The 21783-nt window shown below is 47.8% G+C and carries 16 protein-coding genes and 3 pseudogenes; 11 read left to right on the forward strand and 8 right to left on the reverse strand.

All coding sequences use genetic code 11. The annotated features are described in order from the left end of the window. From G434_RS28530 to appY, 10 genes and pseudogenes are all read left to right on the forward strand, one after another. Positions 1-117 (forward strand): annotated as a pseudogene (locus tag G434_RS28530) (phage minor tail protein L); the annotation flags it as partial. 5 nt (positions 118-122) lie between these two features. Continuing rightward, a complete protein-coding gene (locus tag G434_RS03080) occupies positions 123-866 on the forward strand; it encodes a C40 family peptidase (protein ID WP_000194783.1) in 744 nt (247 codons plus the stop codon). Continuing rightward, a complete protein-coding gene (locus G434_RS03075) occupies positions 863-1435 on the forward strand; it encodes a tail assembly protein (RefSeq protein ID WP_000847666.1) in 573 nt (190 codons plus the stop codon). Before G434_RS03080 ends, G434_RS03075 begins: the two co-directional genes overlap by 4 nt. 59 nt (positions 1436-1494) lie before the next feature. Then, positions 1495-4992 (forward strand): phage attachment tail tip protein J, encoded by a 3498-nt coding sequence (locus tag G434_RS03070; protein WP_016249752.1) that lies wholly within the window; start codon positions 1495-1497, stop codon positions 4990-4992. A 60-nt stretch (positions 4993-5052) separates the two neighbouring features. Next, on the forward strand, positions 5053-7422 hold the full coding sequence (locus tag G434_RS03065; protein ID WP_000290535.1) for a prophage tail fiber N-terminal domain-containing protein: 2370 nt from the start codon (positions 5053-5055) through the stop codon (positions 7420-7422). Then, positions 7419-7700, forward strand: a complete 282-nt coding sequence (locus tag G434_RS03060) for a hypothetical protein (protein WP_000654147.1) — start codon at positions 7419-7421, stop codon at positions 7698-7700. The genes G434_RS03065 and G434_RS03060 overlap by 4 nt, the downstream gene beginning before the upstream one ends. Positions 7701-7709: 9 nt before the next feature. Beyond that, entirely contained in the window at positions 7710-8414 is a 705-nt protein-coding gene (locus G434_RS03055; protein ID WP_000235985.1) for a tail fiber domain-containing protein, read from the forward strand. Positions 8415-8424: 10 nt separating this feature from the next. Next, the gene (locus tag G434_RS03050; RefSeq protein ID WP_000355607.1) at positions 8425-8718 is read left to right on the forward strand and encodes a hypothetical protein; all 294 of its coding nucleotides are present in this window, start codon (positions 8425-8427) and stop codon (positions 8716-8718) included. 19 nt (positions 8719-8737) lie between these two features. Continuing rightward, positions 8738-8848: pseudogene (locus G434_RS28535) on the forward strand (tail fiber assembly protein); the annotation flags it as partial. Between the two features lie 545 nt (positions 8849-9393). Next, positions 9394-10143, forward strand: a complete 750-nt coding sequence (gene appY, locus G434_RS03045) for a DNA-binding transcriptional activator AppY (protein WP_000386784.1) — start codon at positions 9394-9396, stop codon at positions 10141-10143. A gap of 249 nt (positions 10144-10392) precedes the next feature. Here the strand turns inward: appY and ompT are convergent, their stop codons facing one another. The 5 genes from ompT to nrfB all read right to left on the reverse strand — a co-directional run bounded on the left by ompT (position 10393) and on the right by nrfB (position 18891). Next, positions 10393-11346, reverse strand: coding sequence for an omptin family outer membrane protease OmpT (gene ompT, locus G434_RS03040; RefSeq protein ID WP_001201810.1), 954 nt, complete (start codon positions 11344-11346; stop codon positions 10393-10395). Between the two features lie 513 nt (positions 11347-11859). Next, on the reverse strand, positions 11860-12621 hold the full coding sequence (gene envY, locus G434_RS03035; RefSeq protein ID WP_001177464.1) for a DNA-binding transcriptional regulator EnvY: 762 nt from the start codon (positions 12619-12621) through the stop codon (positions 11860-11862). A gap of 182 nt (positions 12622-12803) precedes the next feature. Then, entirely contained in the window at positions 12804-13694 is an 891-nt protein-coding gene (locus G434_RS03030; protein WP_001224568.1) for a DUF4434 family protein, read from the reverse strand. Beyond that, the gene (gene nfrA, locus G434_RS03025) at positions 13695-16667 is read right to left on the reverse strand and encodes a bacteriophage adsorption protein NfrA (RefSeq protein WP_001322695.1); all 2973 of its coding nucleotides are present in this window, start codon (positions 16665-16667) and stop codon (positions 13695-13697) included. Next, on the reverse strand, positions 16654-18891 hold the full coding sequence (gene nrfB, locus G434_RS03020) for a cyclic di-3',5'-guanylate-activated glycosyltransferase NfrB (RefSeq protein WP_000383920.1): 2238 nt from the start codon (positions 18889-18891) through the stop codon (positions 16654-16656). Before nrfB ends, nfrA begins: the two co-directional genes overlap by 14 nt. Positions 18892-19438: 547 nt before the next feature. Between nrfB and G434_RS30390 the strand changes: the two genes are divergently transcribed. Further along, a complete protein-coding gene (locus G434_RS30390) occupies positions 19439-19609 on the forward strand; it encodes a hypothetical protein (RefSeq protein ID WP_000829608.1) in 171 nt (56 codons plus the stop codon). 219 nt (positions 19610-19828) lie between these two features. Here the strand turns inward: G434_RS30390 and G434_RS03010 are convergent, their stop codons facing one another. From G434_RS03010 to G434_RS30080, 3 genes and pseudogenes are all read right to left on the reverse strand, one after another. Further along, on the reverse strand, positions 19829-20257 hold the full coding sequence (locus G434_RS03010) for a hypothetical protein (RefSeq protein ID WP_000169380.1): 429 nt from the start codon (positions 20255-20257) through the stop codon (positions 19829-19831). Positions 20258-20284: 27 nt separating this feature from the next. Beyond that, positions 20285-20731 (reverse strand): hypothetical protein, encoded by a 447-nt coding sequence (locus G434_RS03005; protein WP_001057457.1) that lies wholly within the window; start codon positions 20729-20731, stop codon positions 20285-20287. Positions 20732-21551: 820 nt separating this feature from the next. Beyond that, a pseudogene (locus G434_RS30080) lies at positions 21552-21783 on the reverse strand (ISAs1 family transposase); the annotation flags it as partial.

Raw genomic sequence — 21783 nt, forward strand, 5'->3', positions numbered from 1 at the left:
CAGCCGACGTCCGATATCACGAAGGATAAATGCAGCAAATGCCTGAGCGGCTGTAAGTTTCGCAATAACGTCGGCAACTTTGGCGGCTTCCTTTCCATTAACAAACTTTCGCAGTAAATCCCATGACACAGACAGAATCAGCGATTCTGGCGCACGCCCGGCGATGTGCGCCAGCGGAGTCGTGCGGCTTCGTGGTAAGCACGCCGGAGGGGGAAAGATATTTTCCCTGCGTGAATATCTCCGGTGAGCCGGAGGCGTATTTCCGTATGTCGCCGGAAGACTGGCTGCAGGCAGAAATGCAGGGTGAGATTGTGGCGCTGGTCCACAGCCACCCCGGTGGTCTGCCCTGGCTGAGTGAGGCCGACCGGCGGCTGCAGGTGCAGAGTGATTTGCCGTGGTGGCTGGTCTGCCGGGGGACGATTCATAAGTTCCGCTGTGTGCCGCATCTCACCGGGCGGCGCTTTGAGCACGGTGTGACGGACTGTTACACACTGTTCCGGGATGCTTATCATCTGGCGGGGATTGAGATGCCGGACTTTTATCGTGAGGATGACTGGTGGCGTAACGGCCAGAATCTCTATCTGGATAATCTGGAGGCGACGGGGCTGTATCAGGTGCCGTTGTCAGCGGCACAGCCGGGCGATGTGCTGCTGTGCTGTTTTGGTTCATCAGTGCCGAATCACGCCGCAATTTACTGCGGCGACGGCGAGCTGCTGCACCATATTCCTGAACAACTGAGCAAACGAGAGAGGTACACCGACAAATGGCAGCGACGCACACACTCCCTCTGGCGTCACCGGGCATGGCGCGCATCTGCCTTTACGGGGATTTACAACGATTTGGTCGCCGCATCGACCTTCGTGTGAAAACGGGGGCTGAAGCCATCCGGGCACTGGCCACACAGCTCCCGGCGTTTCGTCAGAAACTGAGCGACGGCTGGTATCAGGTACGGATTGCCGGGCGGGACGTCAGCACGTCCGGGTTAACGGCGCAGTTACATGAGACTCTGCCTGATGGCGCTGTGATTCATATTGTTCCCAGAGTCGCCGGGGCCAAGTCAGGTGGCGTATTCCAGATTGTCCTGGGGGCTGCCGCCATTGCCGGATCATTCTTTACCGCCGGAGCCACCCTTGCAGCATGGGGGGCAGCCATTGGGGCCGGTGGTATGACCGGCATCCTGTTTTCTCTCGGTGCCAGTATGGTGCTCGGTGGTGTGGCGCAGATGCTGGCACCGAAAGCCAGAACTCCCCGTACACAGACAACGGATAACGGTAAGCAGAACACCTATTTCTCCTCACTGGATAACATGGTTGCCCAGGGCAATGTTCTGCCGGTTCTGTACGGTGAAATGCGCGTGGGGTCGCGGGTGGTCTCTCAGGAGATCAGCACGGCAGACGAAGGGGATGGTGGTCAGGTTGTGGTGATTGGTCGCTGATGAAAAACGTTTATGTGAAACCGCCTCCGGGCGGTTTTGTCGTTTATGGAGCGTGAGGAATGGGTAAAGGCAGCAGTAAGGGGCATACTCCGCGCGAAGCGAAGGACAACCTGAAGTCCACGCAGTTGCTGAGTGTGATCGATGCCATCAGCGAAGGGCCGGTTGAAGGTCCGGTGGATGGATTAAAAAGCGTGCTGCTGAACAGTACGCCAGTGCTGGACAGTGAGGGGAATACCAATATCTCCGGCGTCACGGTGGTGTTCCGGGCCGGTGAGCAGGAGCAGACACCGCCGGAGGGATTTGAATCCTCCGGCTCCGAGACGGTGCTGGGTACGGAAGTGAAATACGACACGCCGATCACCCGGACCATCACGTCGGCAAACATTGACCGACTGCGTTTTACCTTCGGCGTGCAGGCACTGGTGGAAACCACCTCAAAGGGGGACAGGAATCCGTCGGAAGTCCGCCTGCTGGTTCAGATCCAGCGTAATGGTGGCTGGGTGACGGAAAAAGACATCACCATTAAGGGCAAAACCACCTCGCAGTATCTGGCCTCGGTGGTGGTGGGTAACCTGCCGCCGCGCCCGTTCAATATCCGGATGCGCAGGATGACGCCGGACAGCACCACAGACCAGCTGCAGAACAAAACGCTCTGGTCGTCATACACCGAAATCATCGATGTGAAACAGGGCTACCCGAACACGGCACTGGTCGGCGTGCAGGTGGATTCGGAGCAGTTCGGCAGCCAGCAGGTGAGCCGTAATTATCATCTGCGCGGGCGCATTCTGCAGGTGCCGTCGAACTATAACCCGCAGACGCGGCAATACAGCGGTATCTGGGACGGAACGTTTAAACCGGCATACAGCAACAACATGGCCTGGTGTCTGTGGGATATGCTGACCCATCCGCGCTACGGCATGGGGAAACGTCTTGGTGCGGCGGATGTGGATAAATGGGCGCTGTATGTCATCGGCCAGTACTGCGACCAGTCAGTGCCGGACGGCTTTGGCGGCACGGAGCCGCGCATCACCTGTAATGCGTACCTGACCACACAGCGCAAGGCGTGGGATGTGCTCAGTGATTTCTGCTCGGCGATGCGCTGTATGCCGGTATGGAACGGGCAGACGCTGACGTTCGTGCAGGACCGACCATCAGATAAGGTGTGGACCTATAACCGCAGTAATGTGGTGATGCCGGATGATGGCGCGCCGTTCCGCTACAGCTTCAGCGCCCTGAAGGACCGCCATAATGCCGTTGAGGTGAACTGGATTGACCCGGATAACGGCTGGGAGACGGCGACAGAGCTCGTGGAGGACACGCAGGCCATTGCCCGTTACGGTCGTAACGTCACGAAGATGGATGCCTTTGGCTGTACCAGCCGGGGGCAGGCACATCGCGCCGGGCTGTGGCTGATTAAAACAGAACTGCTGGAAACGCAGACCGTGGACTTCAGCGTGGGCGCAGAAGGGCTTCGCCATGTACCGGGCGATGTTATTGAAATCTGTGATGATGACTATGCCGGTATCAGCACCGGTGGGCGTGTGCTGGCGGTGAACAGCCAGACCCGGACGCTGACGCTCGACCGTGAAATCACGCTGCCATCCTCCGGTACCACGCTGATAAGCCTGGTTGACGGAAGTGGCAATCCGGTCAGCGTGGAGGTTCAGTCCGTCACCGACGGCGTGAAGGTGAAAGTGAGCCGTGTTCCTGACGGCGTTGCTGAATACAGCGTGTGGGGGCTGAAGCTGCCGACGCTGCGCCAGCGCCTGTTCCGCTGCGTGAGTATCCGTGAGAACGACGACGGCACGTATGCCATCACCGCCGTGCAGCATGTACCGGAAAAAGAAGCCATCGTGGATAACGGGGCGCACTTTGACGGCGACCAGAGCGGCACGGTGAATGGTGTCACGCCGCCAGCGGTGCAGCACCTGACTGCCGAAGTCACCGCAGACAGCGGGGAATATCAGGTGCTGGCGCGCTGGGACACGCCGAAGGTGGTGAAGGGTGTGAGCTTTATGCTTCGCCTGACCGTAACAGCGGATGACGGCAGTGAGCGGCTGGTCAGCACGGCCCGGACGATGGAAACCACTTACCGCTTCACACAACTGGCGCTGGGGAACTACAGGCTGACAGTCCGGGCAGTAAATGCGTGGGGGCAGCAGGGCGATCCGGCGTCGGTATCGTTCCGGATTGCCGCACCGGCAGCGCCGTCGCGGATTGAGCTGACGCCGGGCTATTTTCAGATAACCGCCACGCCGCATCTTGCGGTTTATGATCCGACGGTACAGTTTGAGTTCTGGTTCTCGGAAAAGCGGATTGCGGATATCAGGCAGGTTGAAACCACAGCACGCTATCTTGGCACGGCGCTGTACTGGATAGCCGCCAGTATCAATATCAAACCGGGCCATGATTATTACTTTTATATCCGCAGTGTGAACACCGTTGGCAAATCGGCATTCGTGGAGGCTGTCGGTCAGCCGAGTGATGATGCATCAGGCTATCTGGATTTTTTCAAAGGAGAAATCGGGAAAACACATCTGGCCCAGGAGCTGTGGACGCAGATTGATAACGGTCAGCTTGCGCCTGACCTGGCTGAAATCAGGACGTCCATTACGGATGTCAGCAATGAAATCACACAGACCGTCAATAAGAAACTGGAAGACCAGAGTGCAGCGATCCAGCAGATACAGAAAGTTCAGGTTGATACAAATAATAACCTGAACAGCATGTGGGCTGTGAAGCTGCAGCAGATGCAGGACGGACGCCTTTATATTGCGGGTATCGGTGCCGGTATTGAGAACACCCCTGACGGCATGCAGAGTCAGGTGCTGCTGGCGGCAGACAGGATTGCGATGATTAATCCTGCGAATGGCAACACAAAACCGATGTTTGTTGGTCAGGGCGATCAGATATTCATGAACGACGTGTTCCTGAAACGCCTGACGGCCCCCACCATTACCAGCGGTGGAAATCCACCGGCATTTTCCCTGACACCGGACGGAAAGCTGACCGCTAAAAATGCGGATATCAGTGGCAGTGTGAATGCGAACGCCGGGACGCTCAACAATGTCACGGTAAATGAAAACTGTACGATTAAGGGCATGCTGGAGGCGACTCAGGTCAGAGGTGACTTCGTTAAAGCTGTATCCAAATCATTCCCGAAACAGGCTGGTACGTGGGGTAATACGGAAACACCAAACGGGACGGTTACAGTCACCATCAGCGATGATCATAACTTTGACCGTCAAATCATTATTCCGCCCATTATCTTTAACGGAATAGCGTATAGCGATCCGGGAAGTGGTAATAACCCGGGAGGTACAAGATACACGGGTTATGGTTTTGAAGTTCGCAAAAACGGTGTATTAATCGCATCCAGAGAAACTAAAGGGGCCATTCCCGGTAGCTACAGTGCGGTTATTGATATGCCGAGTGGCAGGGGAAGCGTCACTCTGGAGTTTAAGATTTTCCAGAAAGGCAATCAGGGCGCAGGTAACATCACAGACTGTACGGTGATTGTGACCAAAAAAGCTGCTTCCGGTATCAGTATCCGTTGAAATATTTATAACCCCAATACGGGCGCCAGAAATGGCGCCTTTTTTATTTGTGGAGTGAGTATGGCAGTACAGATTTCAGGTGTGCTGAAAGATGGTGCGGGAAAACCAATACAGAACTGCACTATTCAACTGAAGGCAAAGCGTAACAGCACCACGGTACTGGTGAACACGGTGGCCTCTGAAAATCCGGATGAAGCCGGGCGTTACAGCATGGATGTTGAGTATGGCCAGTACAGCGTTATCCTGCTTGTTGAAGGTTTTCCGCCTTCACATGCCGGAACCATTACCGTCTATGAAGGTTCCAGACCAGGTACGCTGAATGATTTTCTCGGTGCCATGACGGAAGATGATGTCATGCCGGAAGCATTGCGTCGTTTTGAGGAAATGGTGGAAGAAGCGGCACGCAACGCCGAAGCCGCCTCTCAGAGCGCAGCGGCGGCAAAGAAATCCGAAACTGCAGCGGCATCATCGAAGAACGCGGCGAAAACCTCAGAAACGAATGCAGCTAATAGTGCACAGGCGGCAGCGACCTCAAAGACTGCATCGGCAAACTCCGCGACAGCAGCCAAAAAATCAGAAACCAACGCGAAAAACAGCGAGACAGCCGCAAAGACGAGCGAAACCAACGCAAAGTCCAGCCAGACGGCAGCGAAAACCAGCGAAACGAATGCCAAAGCCAGTGAAACTGCGGCAAAAAACAGCCAGGTTGCAGCAGCCCAAAGCGAGAGCGCGGCAGCCGGTTCTGCGACTTCAGCAGCTGGATCAGCAACTGCTGCGGCTAACAGCCAGAAAGCTGCGAAGACGAGTGAAACTAACGCAAAGTCCAGCCAGACGGCAGCGAAGACCAGCGAAACGAATGCCAAAGCCAGCGAAACTGCGGCGAAAAACAGCCAGGATGCAGCAGCCCAAAGCGAGAGTGCCGCAGCTGGTTCTGCAAGTGCGGCGGCTTCTTCTGCCACTGCATCAGCCAACAGTCAAAAAGCAGCAAAAACCAGTGAAACCAACACAAAGGCGAGCGAGACTGCGGCGACTAACTCGGCGAAAGCATCCGCTGCAAGCCAGATGGCTGCAAAAGCAAGTGAAGACGCAGCCAGGGAGTACGCAAGCCAGGCAGCTGAGCCGTATAAACAAGTTTTGCAGCCGTTGCCTGATGTGTGGATACCGTTTAATGACTCGATGGATATGATTACAGGATTTGGCCCGGGATATAAAAAAATAACAGTGCGCGATGATGTGGTCACTATACCATCCGACAAAATTGTCCCGTTTTCCCGCGCGAGTTCCGCGACCTATATCAATAAGTCCGGCGCTCTTACCATTGCAGAAATTAATGAGCCACGTTTTGAAAAAGAAGGGCTGTTAATTGAAGGGCAGAGAACAAATTACTTCACAAACTCAAACGCTCCGGAATTGTGGAATAAAAATCCAGGCCTGAAGATAAGCGAGACAAAAACCGATTCCAGGGGTTTTAAATATGCAACGTTTACCCCAGAAAAATATTTAGATAGTTCTGGCTCATATGGAATTATATCAGGGGCAGCAGCAAATAAGATAGCGGTAGTCAAAAATGATGCAGTTACAATATCCTTTAGAGCAAAAGGGGATAATGTAAGATTTGCGGCTAGATTTGATAAAGGGGATTCGCCAGTTGCTGTAGCTGCCATTTTTATTGATAGCGCCACACTAGATACATTCACGTCTGGAGCAGATGCGTCTAATATTGCTGTGAAAAATGTTGTTCGTGACGGTGAGTGGGTTGCTGTAGAGGCTGTTTATAAAGTAACAGACGACTCTACATATATTAACGGCGCCATTCTGATGTCAAACAAACTGGGTGCTAATTTTGATAAGACTAGTTTTATGGATGTAACCACCCCTCAAATAGAGCTAGGTTCTTGCTTATCATCATTTATTGTCACACCAGGTGTTCCTGCGACAAGGGCGAGTGATATGGTTATTTTTTCAACCAGAAATAACATAAGTTCTGTCCCTTTAAGCTGTCTTGTTGAAATACATAAAAATTGGGACTCTACGCCAAATCAGGCCCCACGAATTTTAACCACTATTGGCGTGGCGACTAATGATGAACAACTGGTATTGGCTTTCAGGACGCCTACAAGTCCGGATGTAGAACCTTTACCTTATGTTCAGTTTGGAGTGAGATCTGCATATCTTAGTCCATCTGTGAAGGCCGGGCGCAAAATGATTGCTGGTTTTGTCTGTAATAGCTCGACTGAATTTCGTTGCTGTTGTAATGGTTACCTGTCACCTGTTCAGACTTCGTCATGGAAGAATACCGGAGCTGCACATGAAATACGTATTGGGGGAACTTCTGCTGGAGGAGAACGTCACTTGTTTGGTCACGTTCGTAACCTGAGAATATGGCATAAAGAATTAACTGATGCGCAAATGGGGGAGAGTATTAAATGAAAGATTTAACACTCAAATTTGCAGACAGGGCCGACTTTTCGGCCTTTATGGAGAGCATTGGCTATTATGATGACGAGTTGATGCAGGATGATATTCTTATTGACGTGATAGGTAACGTGTACAAAGAAACCGGAGAACTGACTGAAGATGGCGAACCGGTATGTGTTAAGGAAGACGGATATTTTGTAAACGTGCGCATCATTAATGATGCAAAAAAATCGTCAATATTCGATGAATACGCGGTTGTTGTTGAACATCAACTTCGTGGCTGGATGTGAGGGAGACAAATGGCTACATCGACAGTAATTCCGGGAGACATCACCACGCTGAAGGGAGATGTCAGTAAAGCGAAGGAAGATATTTCCTCAATTAACAGTAAAGTATCAACGCTTCAGACTGATATGACCAGTGCAAAGCAGGATATCAGCTCCAGATACACAAAAACTGAAGTTGATAATAAGCTGAAAAACAAAGTGGAAGTGAACGATCTGGAAAGTGGTCGTTATGGCGGAGATTTTTATCCACTGACAGGTCGTGAAGCGTTTTATTTATGGAATTTGGCCACGACTACAGCGGCGGCAAACCTTTATCTTAATCCTGACCCTGCAATTTCGTCTGTACTGCGGTCAACATCGTCTATCCGCTATAAGCATTCAGTAGAGACGATAGATTCAGAGCACGCCGATCTCATTTTCAGGATGCGCCCTGTATGGTACAGGTCACAATGCGAAAATGACAGGCGTGACTGGGGATTCTACGGATTGATTGCCGAGGAAGTAGGAGAAATTGCCCCTCAGTTTGTACACTGGCGATCAGCTAACGAAGATGATGCACGGGAAGCTATTTCCAGCAATGGCCTTGTTGCCGAAGGTGTAATGTACGAACGTCTGGTTGTTCCACTGATTCACCATATCCAGAAACTGACCGAAAGAGTTGATGAACTTGAGTCAGAATTGAAGTTGTTATCAACTTCCCGAAGCGATATCGGATAAAGGAGGAGTAATGGATATAACACCTTTTCTTCATGCGCTTTGTGCTGTGGCTGCGCAGGTACTGATTGGTCTTTTTACCGGAAACTGGGTTTACGGGGCGATAGCCGGTTGTACGTTCTTCATTGCGCGTGAACACACCCAGGCAGAATATCGCTGGATTGAAATGTTCGGGCATGGCAAGCGAATGAATATGCCGTGGTGGGGCGGTTTTGATTCGCGCGCATGGGATGTGGCAAGCCTGATGGATTTTGCTGTGCCGGTGGTGGCGTGTCTGCTGGTCTGGCTGTTGGTTAATCGTGGGTGAAAAAAGGTGAGCTGTATATGCAACGGAGGAAGAAAGATCGTTGCTGGAAGCCTGAAAAAAGTATCGGGTGCTGCTAAACCGTGTGGACACTTCCGTAGCACCAGATATCGAGTGGCTTATTCAACCATAATAAACAGTATGTATATCATAGGTTATTAATTGTGAGTTTTTTCGGTGTGTTATTTGTTTGTTTGATGTTATGCTTTTGCGCCCCAAAAGGTTGTTTAGATGTATTTTATCAATTGATTTTCAATATCGTTTAATAAAGAAAAATTAAGCAAGCTGGATGTTGGTTTTTTGTTAATTGGATGGTTCTAATAATGTTTTTTTACTGTTGTTGAATGTGACTTGATAAGAAATGCAAGTAAAAATGATACTCTTTTTATTTTAAATTCAAACGGTTGACATATATATAGCAAGAGGTTTCAGGTGCGTTGTAGTGAGTTTATGTTAATAAAAAGTATAGTAAGCGTTGAAAAATGTAACTTTGAAATACGTTAGAATAAAAAACAATATACATATAATAATTTAATCTTAAATGAAATTTATTAAAATTTGCAAACTATAATTTTGTGTATAAAAATATAAATGCACATCATCCTGATTATGATTGTGTATTTAATTGGTTGTTATTTGACTGCTATCAACTTGTTTTAATTTTATGATAGGTGCAAGATGGATTATGTTTGCTCCGTAGTTTTCATCTGTCAATCATTTGATTTAATTATAAACAGGAGAGTTATCTCGTTCAAAAAAAATTCATTGTTTATTGTAAGCGACAAAATTAGAAGGGAGTTACCAGTATGCCCCTCTAAACTAAGAATTGTTGATATAGATAAGAAAACATGTTTATCCTTTTTTATCGACGTGAATAATGAGCTGCCTGGCAAATTTACTCTTGATAAGAATGGCTATATTGCTGAAGAGGAACCTCCATTATCGCTTGTTTTTTCTCTGTTTGAAGGGATTAAAATAGCAGACTCACACTCCCTTTGGTTAAAAGAAAGACTATGTATATCCTTACTTGCCATGTTCAAAAAACGCGAAAGTGTAAATTCTTTTATACTAACAAATATAAATACATTCACCTGTAAAATTACTGGAATAATCAGTTTTAATATTGAGCGGCAATGGCATTTAAAAGATATTGCGGAATTGATTTATACGAGTGAAAGTTTAATAAAAAAAAGATTAAGGGATGAAGGAACGTCATTTACTGAAATATTGAGAGATACTAGGATGAGGTATGCAAAAAAACTCATAACTTCAAACTCTTATTCTATCAATGTCGTAGCCCAGAAATGTGGCTATAACAGTACTTCATATTTCATATGTGCATTTAAAGATTATTATGGTGTCACGCCATCTCATTATTTTGAGAAAATAATCGGCGTCACAGATGGAATAAACAAAACAATTGACTGATAATGTTTATTACAAGTTGTCTACATGTTAATTATAATATTATACAGCGTTTTTTCTGATGTGATATTCTGGAACCATTAATTTGTAATTGGGTTGCTGTCGCCTATTTTATACATACTATAATTGATGGTTTTCTATGTGATTTAGTTAATAACCTTCTGGGTTTATTTTAAGGGTTAATTGTTACATTGAAATGGCTAGTTATTCCCCGGGGCGATTTTCACCTCGGGGAAATTTTAGTTGGCGTTCTTAAAATGTGTACTTAAGACCAGCAGTAGTGATGAAGTTATAGTTTTCTATACCTGCTCCATTTTTGCTGTAGTCTGAAGTGTTATTATTGTGATCATAAAGTGAAGTATTACCTTTTTTATTCGTAACCCGATTCCATGCGCCTTCAACATAAACTTTTGCGTTAGGTGTGACGTAATAACCTGCATTGACTGCAACAGAATAGTAATTTTGGTCTTTGACCTTACTGCGATAAGTGATTCTTTTTCCCGGGTCATAGTGTTCATCGTTATCAGATGATTCCACCCAGCCGCTGTATTTAAATGTGCCACCGAGTTCAAAATCTTCATAACGATAACTTCCAGTCAAGCCAATGTAGGGCATTTTAAAACGTTGTTTGTAGCCGATTGCCCTTTCTCCATTCGGGAAGGAGCCGATATCATCTCTGAATCCCTCCTCAGAACTGTAGATATAGGAACCACCTCTGGCTGTAAAGCTATAACGGCTTTCCTGATATCCGGCCATGAGTCCCAGGCGGTAATTGGGTTCGTTGAGGAGCCAGCCTTTGATATTCAGATCAAATTCGTTGGCATAATTGAGTTGTGTATCAGGGTGTCTACTTTCATCCGTCCAGGTTCCGGGGTTACTGGAATCCATCCAGTCCTGATCGACCATATTGCCACCTCGGCTGCCGAGAGTTGTCCAGCCAGCAGCCCCGATAGATATCTGGGGCATCAAATCCCAATTAATTGCACCTTTAATAATTGCAGCGTTATTGAATTTCCAGTCGAGTTGACTGACTTTTCGGCCTCCTTCTTCGGCTAGATAAACACGCTCTTTTGTTTTTCCGCTCAGAGTTCCAAGACTAATGTCCGCATTTATGTTGTCAGGAGTAAACGATAAAGTCTCGGTAGAAGCAAAAGAGCTGATCGCAATAGGGGTTGTCAGGAATATTCCCAGAAGTTTCGCCCGCATAAAAGTTCTCCATTCAATCGTTTTAATGATTGAATATGTATTTTTTATATCTAACTTAATGAGTCAATTACATATTGCTCCACTGTTTATATTTTGTTTAGTATTGAATGATTATCACAATGCGCTATCTGTTTTTGGTTTAATTATCTGTTATTGTTTCATATTGCGGTTTTACTGTGTGGTTTTTTTATGCTTTTGTGGTGCTTTTATCTATTTAAGTGCCATGCCTTTAGAGGCATATAAGCGAAAATAGCATGAGGTTTATCCTCAATTACTATGTTTTTTAGTACAAAAAAGAGGGACAAAACTGAGACACATAAGGCCTCACAATGGCTTGCAAGGCTTTACATGTTTTGAGGTAGTGGGACGTGTGAGCGCAGAGATGGCGCGGTAAGTTGTTGACTTAAAATGTCGTTCTAGGAACTTCTAAGTCGTGGGCCGCAGGTTCGAATCCTGCAGGGCGCGCCATTTCTTCTTCATTTATCCCCGTCTTATCTGTTTCCGCTTTGCCCTTCACCACATCACTTTTTGTCGCTGTTTGGCGAGATAATTCAACGGTGTCAGGCCGTAAAACGCCTTAAAAACAGAGATAAAGTACGACGTGCTGCTATAGCCACATAATTGCGCTACCTGAGTGATATTTTTGTTATCCATCAATAACATCTGTACGGCGTAACGCATACGACACTCTGTGACAATCTGGCTATAGCTGGTATTTTCGTTTTTTAATTTCTTTTTGAGCAGGCTGGGGCTTAAACATAGCGAACTGGCGACAATTCGCAGATTCCAGTAATGCTGAATATCGCTTTGAATAATGCGGCAGACGCTGTCGCGGACGCTACTGCGTAAGATATACATCAGTAGGGCAATAAACCGCGATTGCTCAAGAAAGTTAGACAATACGGTAAAAAGCAATGCGCGCGTCAACTCCGCTTCGCAGGGTTTGCTGGGTTGCTGCTTGCTGTGGTTGGCGGCTAGCCGGAACACTTCCGGTGTACGGCTATGACAAGCGATAACCGGGGTAGCCAGCCGCGACCAGGGCTTTACGCAGGTTAAGTTCTTATTTAAAAACAACAGATAATCGTTGATGATGTTACGGTTGATGTGGGTGATTAATACGTGATTTAACGTTGAGAGTTCAATGACGTTATTGTTGCACGCGAAGGCGGCCAGGTAGTTTTTCGGAAGGGTAAACGTAGCATGGTTATTAACGCTTACCTCTACCTCTTTTTCGGTCAGGATCACCACGCAAGGTTCACTGCTGCTCAATTGCATTTCGCACTCCTCAGATATCAGAAACTCCGCTCAAAGGATCTATGCTTCCTGCATGAGTGATCGGCCCGTTCGCCGATAACGATCTTCTTTCTTTAGCACGCTTTTTAGCAATTAATCTTGATGGAATTCTGACGAGAGCGAAAGAGGTAAGCCAGGTCGTACCCGACTTACCTGGAGGAGATTTAATACTCGAGAATGCCGTGCGCGACGGGCAAATAGCGCAGAGAGAAATAGAGCGTGTCTTTACCGCAAGAGGAACGTTTCGCTAACAGCGAGGCAATTTCTGCGTCCGGTTTCGGTTTCGCTGTAAAGGTTTTGCCTTTGCCGGCGACAAACAGTTCATAAACAATGCCGCTTGCTGGGGCGGAACTCTGGCAATCGGCGCTGGCCTGTAGATAACGTTCACGCTGTTCAGCGGTAAGTTTATTCACGCCGCTGCCATCCTGTACCCAGACATTAACGCCGGTTGCTTTAACGTGTTCCAGCAGTTGGCGATAGCCATCGGGCGACATGTTTCCGGCGAAAAAACTACTGATATAAACCGGTTTTGCTGAAACATCGCTAATCAACCGCTGAGCGTTGTTTAACCATGTCAGCAAAGGTTGACGGGCGGCTTCGCTGCGCCAGTTCAGGTCGTCAATTTCCGCGCTGATATACCAGCCATCCGGCGTTACGCCAGGCGCGGCGCTCCATAATCTGGCTTGCTGGAGATCGGCAGCCAGCAGGCGATTAAGATAGCTTTCCAGCGCCGCGGATGACTGTTTCTGGTGCATAAAAAATTCCGGATCGGCATTCAGCCCGACAATCAGCTTCAGGCCAGCCTGTTGCGCAGCTGCTGCACGCTTAAACAATAACGCGCGCTGTTCTGGCTGGGTGAATGCATCGCCGTAACGGGTCCATTGCAAAACCAGGGTATCGAAGCCTTGCAAACGTAACTGACTCATCAGCCCCTGCCACTGGGTATCGGTAACCTGACTATCACGGTTTTGTGGTTGCCAGATAATACCTTTCATCGCAAAGGAAAAAGGGCTGACCAAAAGCAGTGTCAGCAATACGAAAATGAACTTACGCATTTACCAGTGCACTCCAATGGTGAGAAACGCGTTGTTGCGCTCTCCGTTACGTTGATTAATCGCCTTAAAGGTATGTTGATATTCGACGCCGAGACTGACTTTGTGCGGCCAGGCGTCGTAGTGCGTCTCGCCGGTCCAGATATTCCAGCGGACCCCGACACCGCCAAGCTGCGCGCCCTGAGTGCCTTTATCACGATAACCGTTGTCCTGAACGTGAGCGTAAGGCTCAATAGTCTGCCCGTTCGCCACCTTCTGATGCCAGCTGACGCGATAATCTGCCGTCCACGCCTGAATATCCTGACGGACATATTGCGCCGCATCGAGGTACAGGTTTTGGGCAAACCAGCCTGAACCGTTCGGGTGCCATTCGTCGCTGTATTTGCCGCCATTAAAGAATGAGGCGCTGGCGCGCAGCATGGTATCGGATGCGCCATTTTGCCCGTTCAGCGGCAACTGCTGTTCGACGGCGAGGAAAAAGATCTGATCGCGCAGCGGCTTCCAGCGCAGACCGGTGCCGGACATCGGATTTTTCACCGGCATCATCACCCCGTTTTCTCCGGTATCGGCAAAGACGCGGCTATAAACTGAGAGCAGGTCGCCTTCCAGCAGCATATTGCGTCCGATGCGGTACTCGGCTTCCAGTTGCCCATAGCTACGATAGCTTTTCCCTGGCGCTGCGCCGCCGACATTATTGTTAGCGGTACTCATTGCGCCGGAACGCAAGCCGATAGAAGAATCGAAACTGAACGTCCAGCGGCGACCGACCTCCTCATGCAGACGGCGGAAATTGAAGCGTTGCTGATTTTGCTCTGGGGTCAGTGGGGTTATCAGCGCCTGATTATCAATGTCATCAATCACCAGCCGGGCGTAGTGCTGCGTCGCAGGCATGTCATCCAGACGCTGGTTCACGTAGGCCAGTTGTCGGATAAGTGCCGGATCGTCCGGTAGCCCTTTATGCGCCTGTTCGAGCATTTCCCGCGACTGTGCGATATCACCGCTATCCCACAAGGCGTAACCAAGCGCTGCCTGGGTGTTGCTATTATTCGGTTCCAGTTCCAGCGCGGCGCGCAAATCACTCACCGCCGCCGGGACATTATGACGTTGGCGATAAATTGTCGCCCGCGCAACGTAAGCGTTGGCAGAAGGCGCAATATTGATTGAGCGCGTGAGATCGTTCAGTGCGAGTTCCGGCTGACCAGGAATGTAACGTTGCGCATGCAGCCACCAGTAGAGGGCATTGTTTCCCAGCCCACGTTGTTCTGCCTGCTGAAGCCAGCGATCGCGAGCCGCACCATTTCCTGCCGCCTGGGCGGTATTGGCAGCAGCAAGCAGATCCTCATTGCTCATGTCGTGAAGACTGATTTTCTGCCAGGCCGCCAGTGCGGTGGCGTAGTCCTCAACCTGATACGCCTGATAGGCTACCGCACGATGTTGCCAGGCGTTCGGTTGTCGTTGTTCGGCCTGAAGCCATGCATACAACGCCACACCGGGTAGCGTGTCCCGATAACACTTTGCCAGACGGTTCCAGGCGGCAGCATCGTAGGAAGGCGACATATCGCCCAGCAAGCGAACTATTGCCGGGCAATTATCTGCAATACCCGGCAACTGACTTTGCCACTGACGTTGCTCCGCCAGCGGTAAGGGTTTCGATAAAATCGCCACCTTCGCCGGAGTTGCCAGGTAAGGATGACTTTCCAGCAGAGACGCCAGTCGCGCCATTAACGTCTGGCTGACACGCGCATCGCCCTGGAAAGGATAGCGTTGCAGCAATAAATCGGCAGCTTCGCGTGACTGCTCGTTCTGCATCAGTTGCCAGGTCAGTTGATCCAGGCGGGTAAGATTTGCCGGTTCTTGCTGATACAGCAATCGTGCCAGACGCAGAGCTTCAGCCTTGTTACGGGTCGCCACGCTAACGGTATAACGCTCCTCAAGCATTTCATTGGCGGGGAGGGTGGCGAGCAGTTTTTGCGCTGCGTCGTACTGACCTTCTTTTAACAGCACCGGTAGCGTCGCGCCAACAACATACTGGCGGTTATCGGCAAACTGTACCGTATAATTCGCCAACGCCAGAACGGGGTTGGCGCTGTATTTAGATAACAGATAGAGCCAACTTTTCTCTTGTGCATCCGTGGTAAACAGCGGCTTATTTTCAATGAGATAACGCTGGAGGCGTGCTTTTTCGTCACGATAAGCCAGCGCGGTCGCGTAAGTAATATATGACTGCGGATCGGTGAAGATCCCCTGTGATTGCAGCGCCAGGATCCGATCGTCCAGCTGCCCGGCAAGAAGCACATCAAACCACTGGCGGCGTTCTGCCGCGCTTAATGTGTTCTGCTGGCGTGCTTCATTGTATAGCGTATCTGCCTGGGACCATTGCTTCAGGTAGATTGCCCGTTGCAGCAGATCGGTTCGCAGCGTTTTTCCTTCCGGCGATGCAGCAAACGTCGCATCGTTCAGTTGCGCTCTGGCGACAGGTAATTGTGCCAGCCGCAGGGCATTCTGCCCAACTTCACTGCGACAACGCAGGGTCGGCGCAGCATCGCACGCTTTTTGCTGGGCAAGCAGTTCTTCAACAGTCGTAACGCTTTTCACTTCAACTGGAATAGCCGCCAGACTGCGCTCAAGTCGGGCATCTCCTGGGTGACGTTTCAGTTGATCCTCAAGCAACAGCCGCGCCCGGTCATCATGACCAAAATGGCGATAGGCTTCCGCAAGGTATAAAGTTAGCGGAATATTATCCGGCACCTGCTGGTGTATATATTCAAATTCGCGGATGGCGGTTGCTTCGTCGTTATTTTTCTGTGCCTTCAGCGCCTTGTCGAGACGGGGATAAATAACAAAATGGCGATAATCGCTCAGCCCCAGCTCTTCTGCGCTGGTGCCGATATTGTCTGCGAGTGCGCTGGTACTCAATAAAGACGTCAGCAGTAAACCAGACCATCCGATGACGCGATTAAGGTTATTCTCCTTCATTTTCGGACTCCAGTTGCGCAACCTGTTCTGTGTTTAAACCTGCTTTGAGTAATAGTGATTGCATCGAAACTTGTAATTCGCGTTGAATTGTCAGGACGCGATCCAACGTTTCCTGGCTGATAACGCCTTCGGTGACCAAAAACTTGCCGAGCGGCAGAGAACTGCGTTCATGGCGCAATAACAACACGTTAATTGCTGAACGATTAATATGACCGAGCGTGGTCAGTATTTCGGCGAACAGGAACTGATGCGGCACATATTGCCGCCAGATTTCACCGGCCTGCTGTTCCGTGAGCCACTGATGCTGAACCGCATTGTACAACATTGCCCGCGGATCGTGACCGCGTCGGCGCGCATACCAGTGGCGTAACCCCGTGACAATTTGTCCCCGCAGAACAATGACGTAACGCACTTTGCGTCCGACTTTACGCGTCAGGGCCGCCAGCGAAACCGGGTCAATACCATCTTCACTGCCGACAATTAACTCATCATTTTCCAGACGCAGCGGCAGCACTGCATAATGCAGCGCCACGGAGGCCGGCATTTCGGCAATCAGTGATGAAGGGATCTGCCAGGCGTCGATCGACTCCCACGCCACGCCGTTTTGCTCTGCCAGCGCCTGTGCCAGCTGTTCGGCGCTAATCAGCCCCTGCATCAGCATTGAACCGCCCAGGCGTAGACCTTCGACGCGATTACGCAGTGCTGTATCGAGTTGTTCTTCAGTGATGACCTGATTTTCCAGCAGGATTTGACCTAACGGACGCAACGAGCGGGTATCGCCAGTCACGCTGGGGAAGTCATGCGTTGTTTTATCCCACGCGACACGACGTGGATCGCCGTGTTGAAGTACCTGTTTTAACGCGCGCCAGTTGGCCATGAAGTTAATCAGGTTGCCCCAGAAAAGACGCAGGACAGATAGCAGCCCCTGCGTCAGGCCGTAGTAGCCAGTAACGAAAATCACCCGCTGCACGATGCGGTTAATCATCAAGCCAAAGTTTAGCCACAGCAGAGTCATTAACCATGCGCTGCCGCTGAAAATAGAAAGGAAATGCCAGGCATCGGGCCACAAACTTTCATACGCCAGCAACAGCAAAAGCTGGATCATCACCAGCATCGCGAGGAAGCTGACAAAGTTACTGATTGCCCCTTTGCGGTCGCGCCAGAGAAAGTAGTTCAGCGTCAGACTGGAGGTCCATTTGTGGGTTTTAAAGCCCTGGAAAACAATGCCGATGATCCAGCGAGATTTTTGTCGAACCGCAGTCGAAAAGGTATCGGGGAAATATTCGCGCACGCAGATCATGTTTGACGTCCGCGCGTGCTGTAAAAATTTACGCTGCTCGCGTTCTTTGGCTTCGTCCACCACCGGAAAACGGACAAAAATTTCCGTCATACCTTTTTCTTTCAGGCGGAAACCAATGTCGTAATCTTCAGTAAGACTCTGCACGTCGAAAGCAATACCATCACCGTCAGCTAACAGTGCGGTCACGGCGCGGCGGCTGAAACAAGTACCGACGCCTGCGCTGGGCACCTGTCCGGCGAGGGCTTCACGCACCGGAACATCTTTGCCATGCAGTTCTGAAAACTCATCAATGTAAGTCATGCTGGTGAAGTGCGTCCATTCGCGTTCGAATGGGTATACCGGGATCTGAATCAGATCTTTACGCTCGACCAGATAGTTGAACAGACGCAATTCCATCGGTGAAATTACGTCTTCGGCGTCATGCAGAATAAAACCAGCAAAAGCGAAATTGGCGCTACGCTCAAACTGGGTGATGGCGTCCAGCACGTTGTTCAGGCAGTCGGCTTTGCTGGTGGGGCCAGGACGCGCGCAGACTACCTTATGCACGTTTGGGAAGCGAGCGCACACTTCGTCAACATCACGCTGAGTATCGGGGTCGTTGGGGTAGGTGCCAACAAAGATATGATAGTTTTCATAGTCGAGCGTGGTCGCCGCCAGCTCGGCCATATTGCCGATGACGCCCGTTTCATTCCACGCCGGAACCATAATCGCTAACGGTTTTTCATCTGGTTTATACAGTTCGCGGTAACTCATTCGCGGGTAGCGGCGATAAACACTCAACTTGCGTTTAATGCGGCGTACCCAGTAGACGACATCAATAAAAAAATCGTCCAGCCCGCTGATGAACATGATGACCGCTAACGTTATCGCGATTACTTTTAAGCCGTAGAGCCAGGTAGCAAAAACATCAAGAAGCCAGTCCACACAAAAACCTTACATTAACGCTGGTTATGTTTAGGGTGGCGTATATTAAGGTTTTTTATGAATTGTGACAGCTTTTTACCATTAATAGGTATGACTATTGCGGCACGTTATTTTTACACTGGTTATAAAAGTTGCCGTTTGCGTAGAATGTAGACAAAAGCGTGGTGTCAAGGAGGGGCGGTAAACGTCATAGTGAAGAGGAGTGGTGGCACCGATCAGGTCATCATGTAGTGTAAGCGTCTGGAGGAGGTGAGCAGGGGAGATCATTTTCCCCGTGCTGAACAAAAAGACGGCGTTGCTGTGGGTACAGGAAGGCTAACTTCATTTCTCTTTAGATTATTTAAGTTTAATATTCAACCAGGAAATAAAGAACGTTAAAATAACAAAGGAAAAAACAATCAAAGAGACATTCCTGAAAAATACGTGCTCATAAAAAAGATAAAAAACGTACAAAATTGGGCACGCAACTTTCAGGACGTTTATATGTTTAGAATTCTCTTTATCTTTAAAGTTAAAATTACATAAAAATATAAAGAAATATGAAAGCATGGCTGAAAACATCATTGATAAGGCGCGATATGGCAGTCCTGAATTAAAGGTTTCGACTCCTAATAATATTGTCGATAGCGTTGCAATTATAATTGCCACTTTTTTACTAGAGGTGAAAGTAACGACAAAAAATATCAATGATATAAATAAGAAAGAAAAAAATATGTAAATATTTGTTGATATATGTACTTTATGAGGAACTGTAAAATAGGTATAACTGATTGTAATTATGATGGTAATTATTCTGTATAGCATGCATGCTAACAGGCCAATCAGTAGTTTGTTCGCAAATTTATAAGGGGATTCGCTATTGGTTGATTGCATGGTTATTATGCTCTTGAATTGTGTATTTTATTGGAATGTTTCTTGGTTAACTAAAACAATGCATTTAATAGGTGGTGGTGTAAATATCAATGTCATACTCATTATCACAGACTACTATTACTCTACGAGTTATGTCAAAAAATAACGTTAAATCATAGGTTCCCTGTTCTCTGAAAATACTCTGCGCAAATGACGTGAAATTATTCCCATTTATAACTATTTTTACTTTACCTTCATAGATAAGCCAGCAACGAAAACATTCAGCTGTACCAGATAATGTCACTATCTGACTGATTAGAAGATTTATATTTACCGGATGAGGTAAAAAAAGTCTGTCGTTGAGGCAATCAATATTATGTGTTTGATGAAACTCTTTTCTCATTAATGAAGAGTTATCATATAGCAGGGTTATACTAAACGAGTCAATTCCGTCAAGCTTTTGCATAAATTTGTTTGCTTTATAAATAAGCAACTTTGCTTGTGTTTTTGTCATGATGGTGATCTTTTATGCAAGGGGGAATTATTGGAATTCAAATGTTTTATATTCCTCTGTAATCATCTTTAAACTTAACATAGCCATGTCTCGGGTATCTTCATCATCAGATTGTAGAGAAATATTTAATCCTTTAATTAAGGTGTTATCGGGAAAAGCCATTGCCAATAATGTACACCAACATCGGACACTTTTTATTGTCAGAGGATTTTCCAGTATGTTGGCGATATTTGAAGCTATAATGTTTTTATCACACTTGTACAAAAAATCTTCGACCAACTGATATACACCGAAGCCATCACCTTCCCCAAACGATTGTAAAAATAACGGTATGGCTTCTTCAGCAGGATTTGCAGAAAAATAAAGCCTTACATTGTTATATTTATTGATAAGTTCCTGAGTGATGTCATAATCATTTGGCATAGGTTGGTTTAGAGCAAGGAATGCTAATGCTTCTTTTTTAGTCATATTCATAATGGTTAATATTGCTTGCTGGAAGAATTAAGGTAAAAATGGTTCATAGACAGAATTAAATAGGAAGTCTTGTTTCCAGATAACTTTATCATGAAAAAGAGATTTGGCTTGATGCGTATAAAGATTATGAGGATAAATAGTTTCTCCACCATAAATGATGTTCTTTCCCGTTACACCGGAGAATTCATTGGCTATAATCTGTCGTTTAAGCCAGTGAATGACTTTACATAAGCATATTAATTTATCCTTAGAATCAGTTGTGTTAATTTCAGTAAGTTGTAAAATCTTTTCCCCATTATACTCAACTAAATGCCCCGGCTTTATTTCAATTCAACCACAATAACGATCAATGCTACTAAACTTTATTCTTCTATTGTTAGGTTTAATGCTGGGCATAAGATAAATTCGATGTGCTACGGCAGGGATCTTTTCTGTTAAGACATTTAATTGCTTAGAGTATTCATCTTGTAGTGTAAACCAAATTGAATGTAATTTGTATTTTGAGGCTACAATCGCGAGCCAATTAGACAGTTCCTCGTTCGTGCAAAAAACATTTATCCTGGCAGTTGCCATTCGTAATCCTTTTTATATAAGATTGTGTGAATGTCACCGAAACAACTTGATATGAATAAAATAGCTAAAGCGAAATGGATGACGTGTTACTAAAAAACCATTCTGAAAAGGAAGCCTGAATAAACGCGATGACGAAACTTCCACTCTCCATGTTTCATCAGAAAAATAACTAAATTCGATGTGGTTTTCATATAATCTCATTTCACGTAAGGTTCCGCTACCATAAGGGACCGCAATCAGGGAAAGATTACGAAAGCCCGCTCCCAGCAAGGACTGACGCCAGATAGTTTCTGTCCATGGCTGCTTTTCGCATCTTACGTCTTAACCCTGCCTTGAATACCTTATCATTCGTCAAAATATTAATAGCGATGTGCCGTATCCCTGAAAATAATTCTGCGGCGTTTCCTCTTCTTATTTTGCAGTCGTCTTCATTCATTACCACGTCCAGACGCCAGTGCAGCTTATTCTCCACGTGCCAG

This window comes from Escherichia sp. KTE172, assembly GCF_000408845.1.
Taxonomy (GTDB): Bacteria; Pseudomonadota; Gammaproteobacteria; order Enterobacterales; family Enterobacteriaceae; genus Escherichia; species Escherichia coli.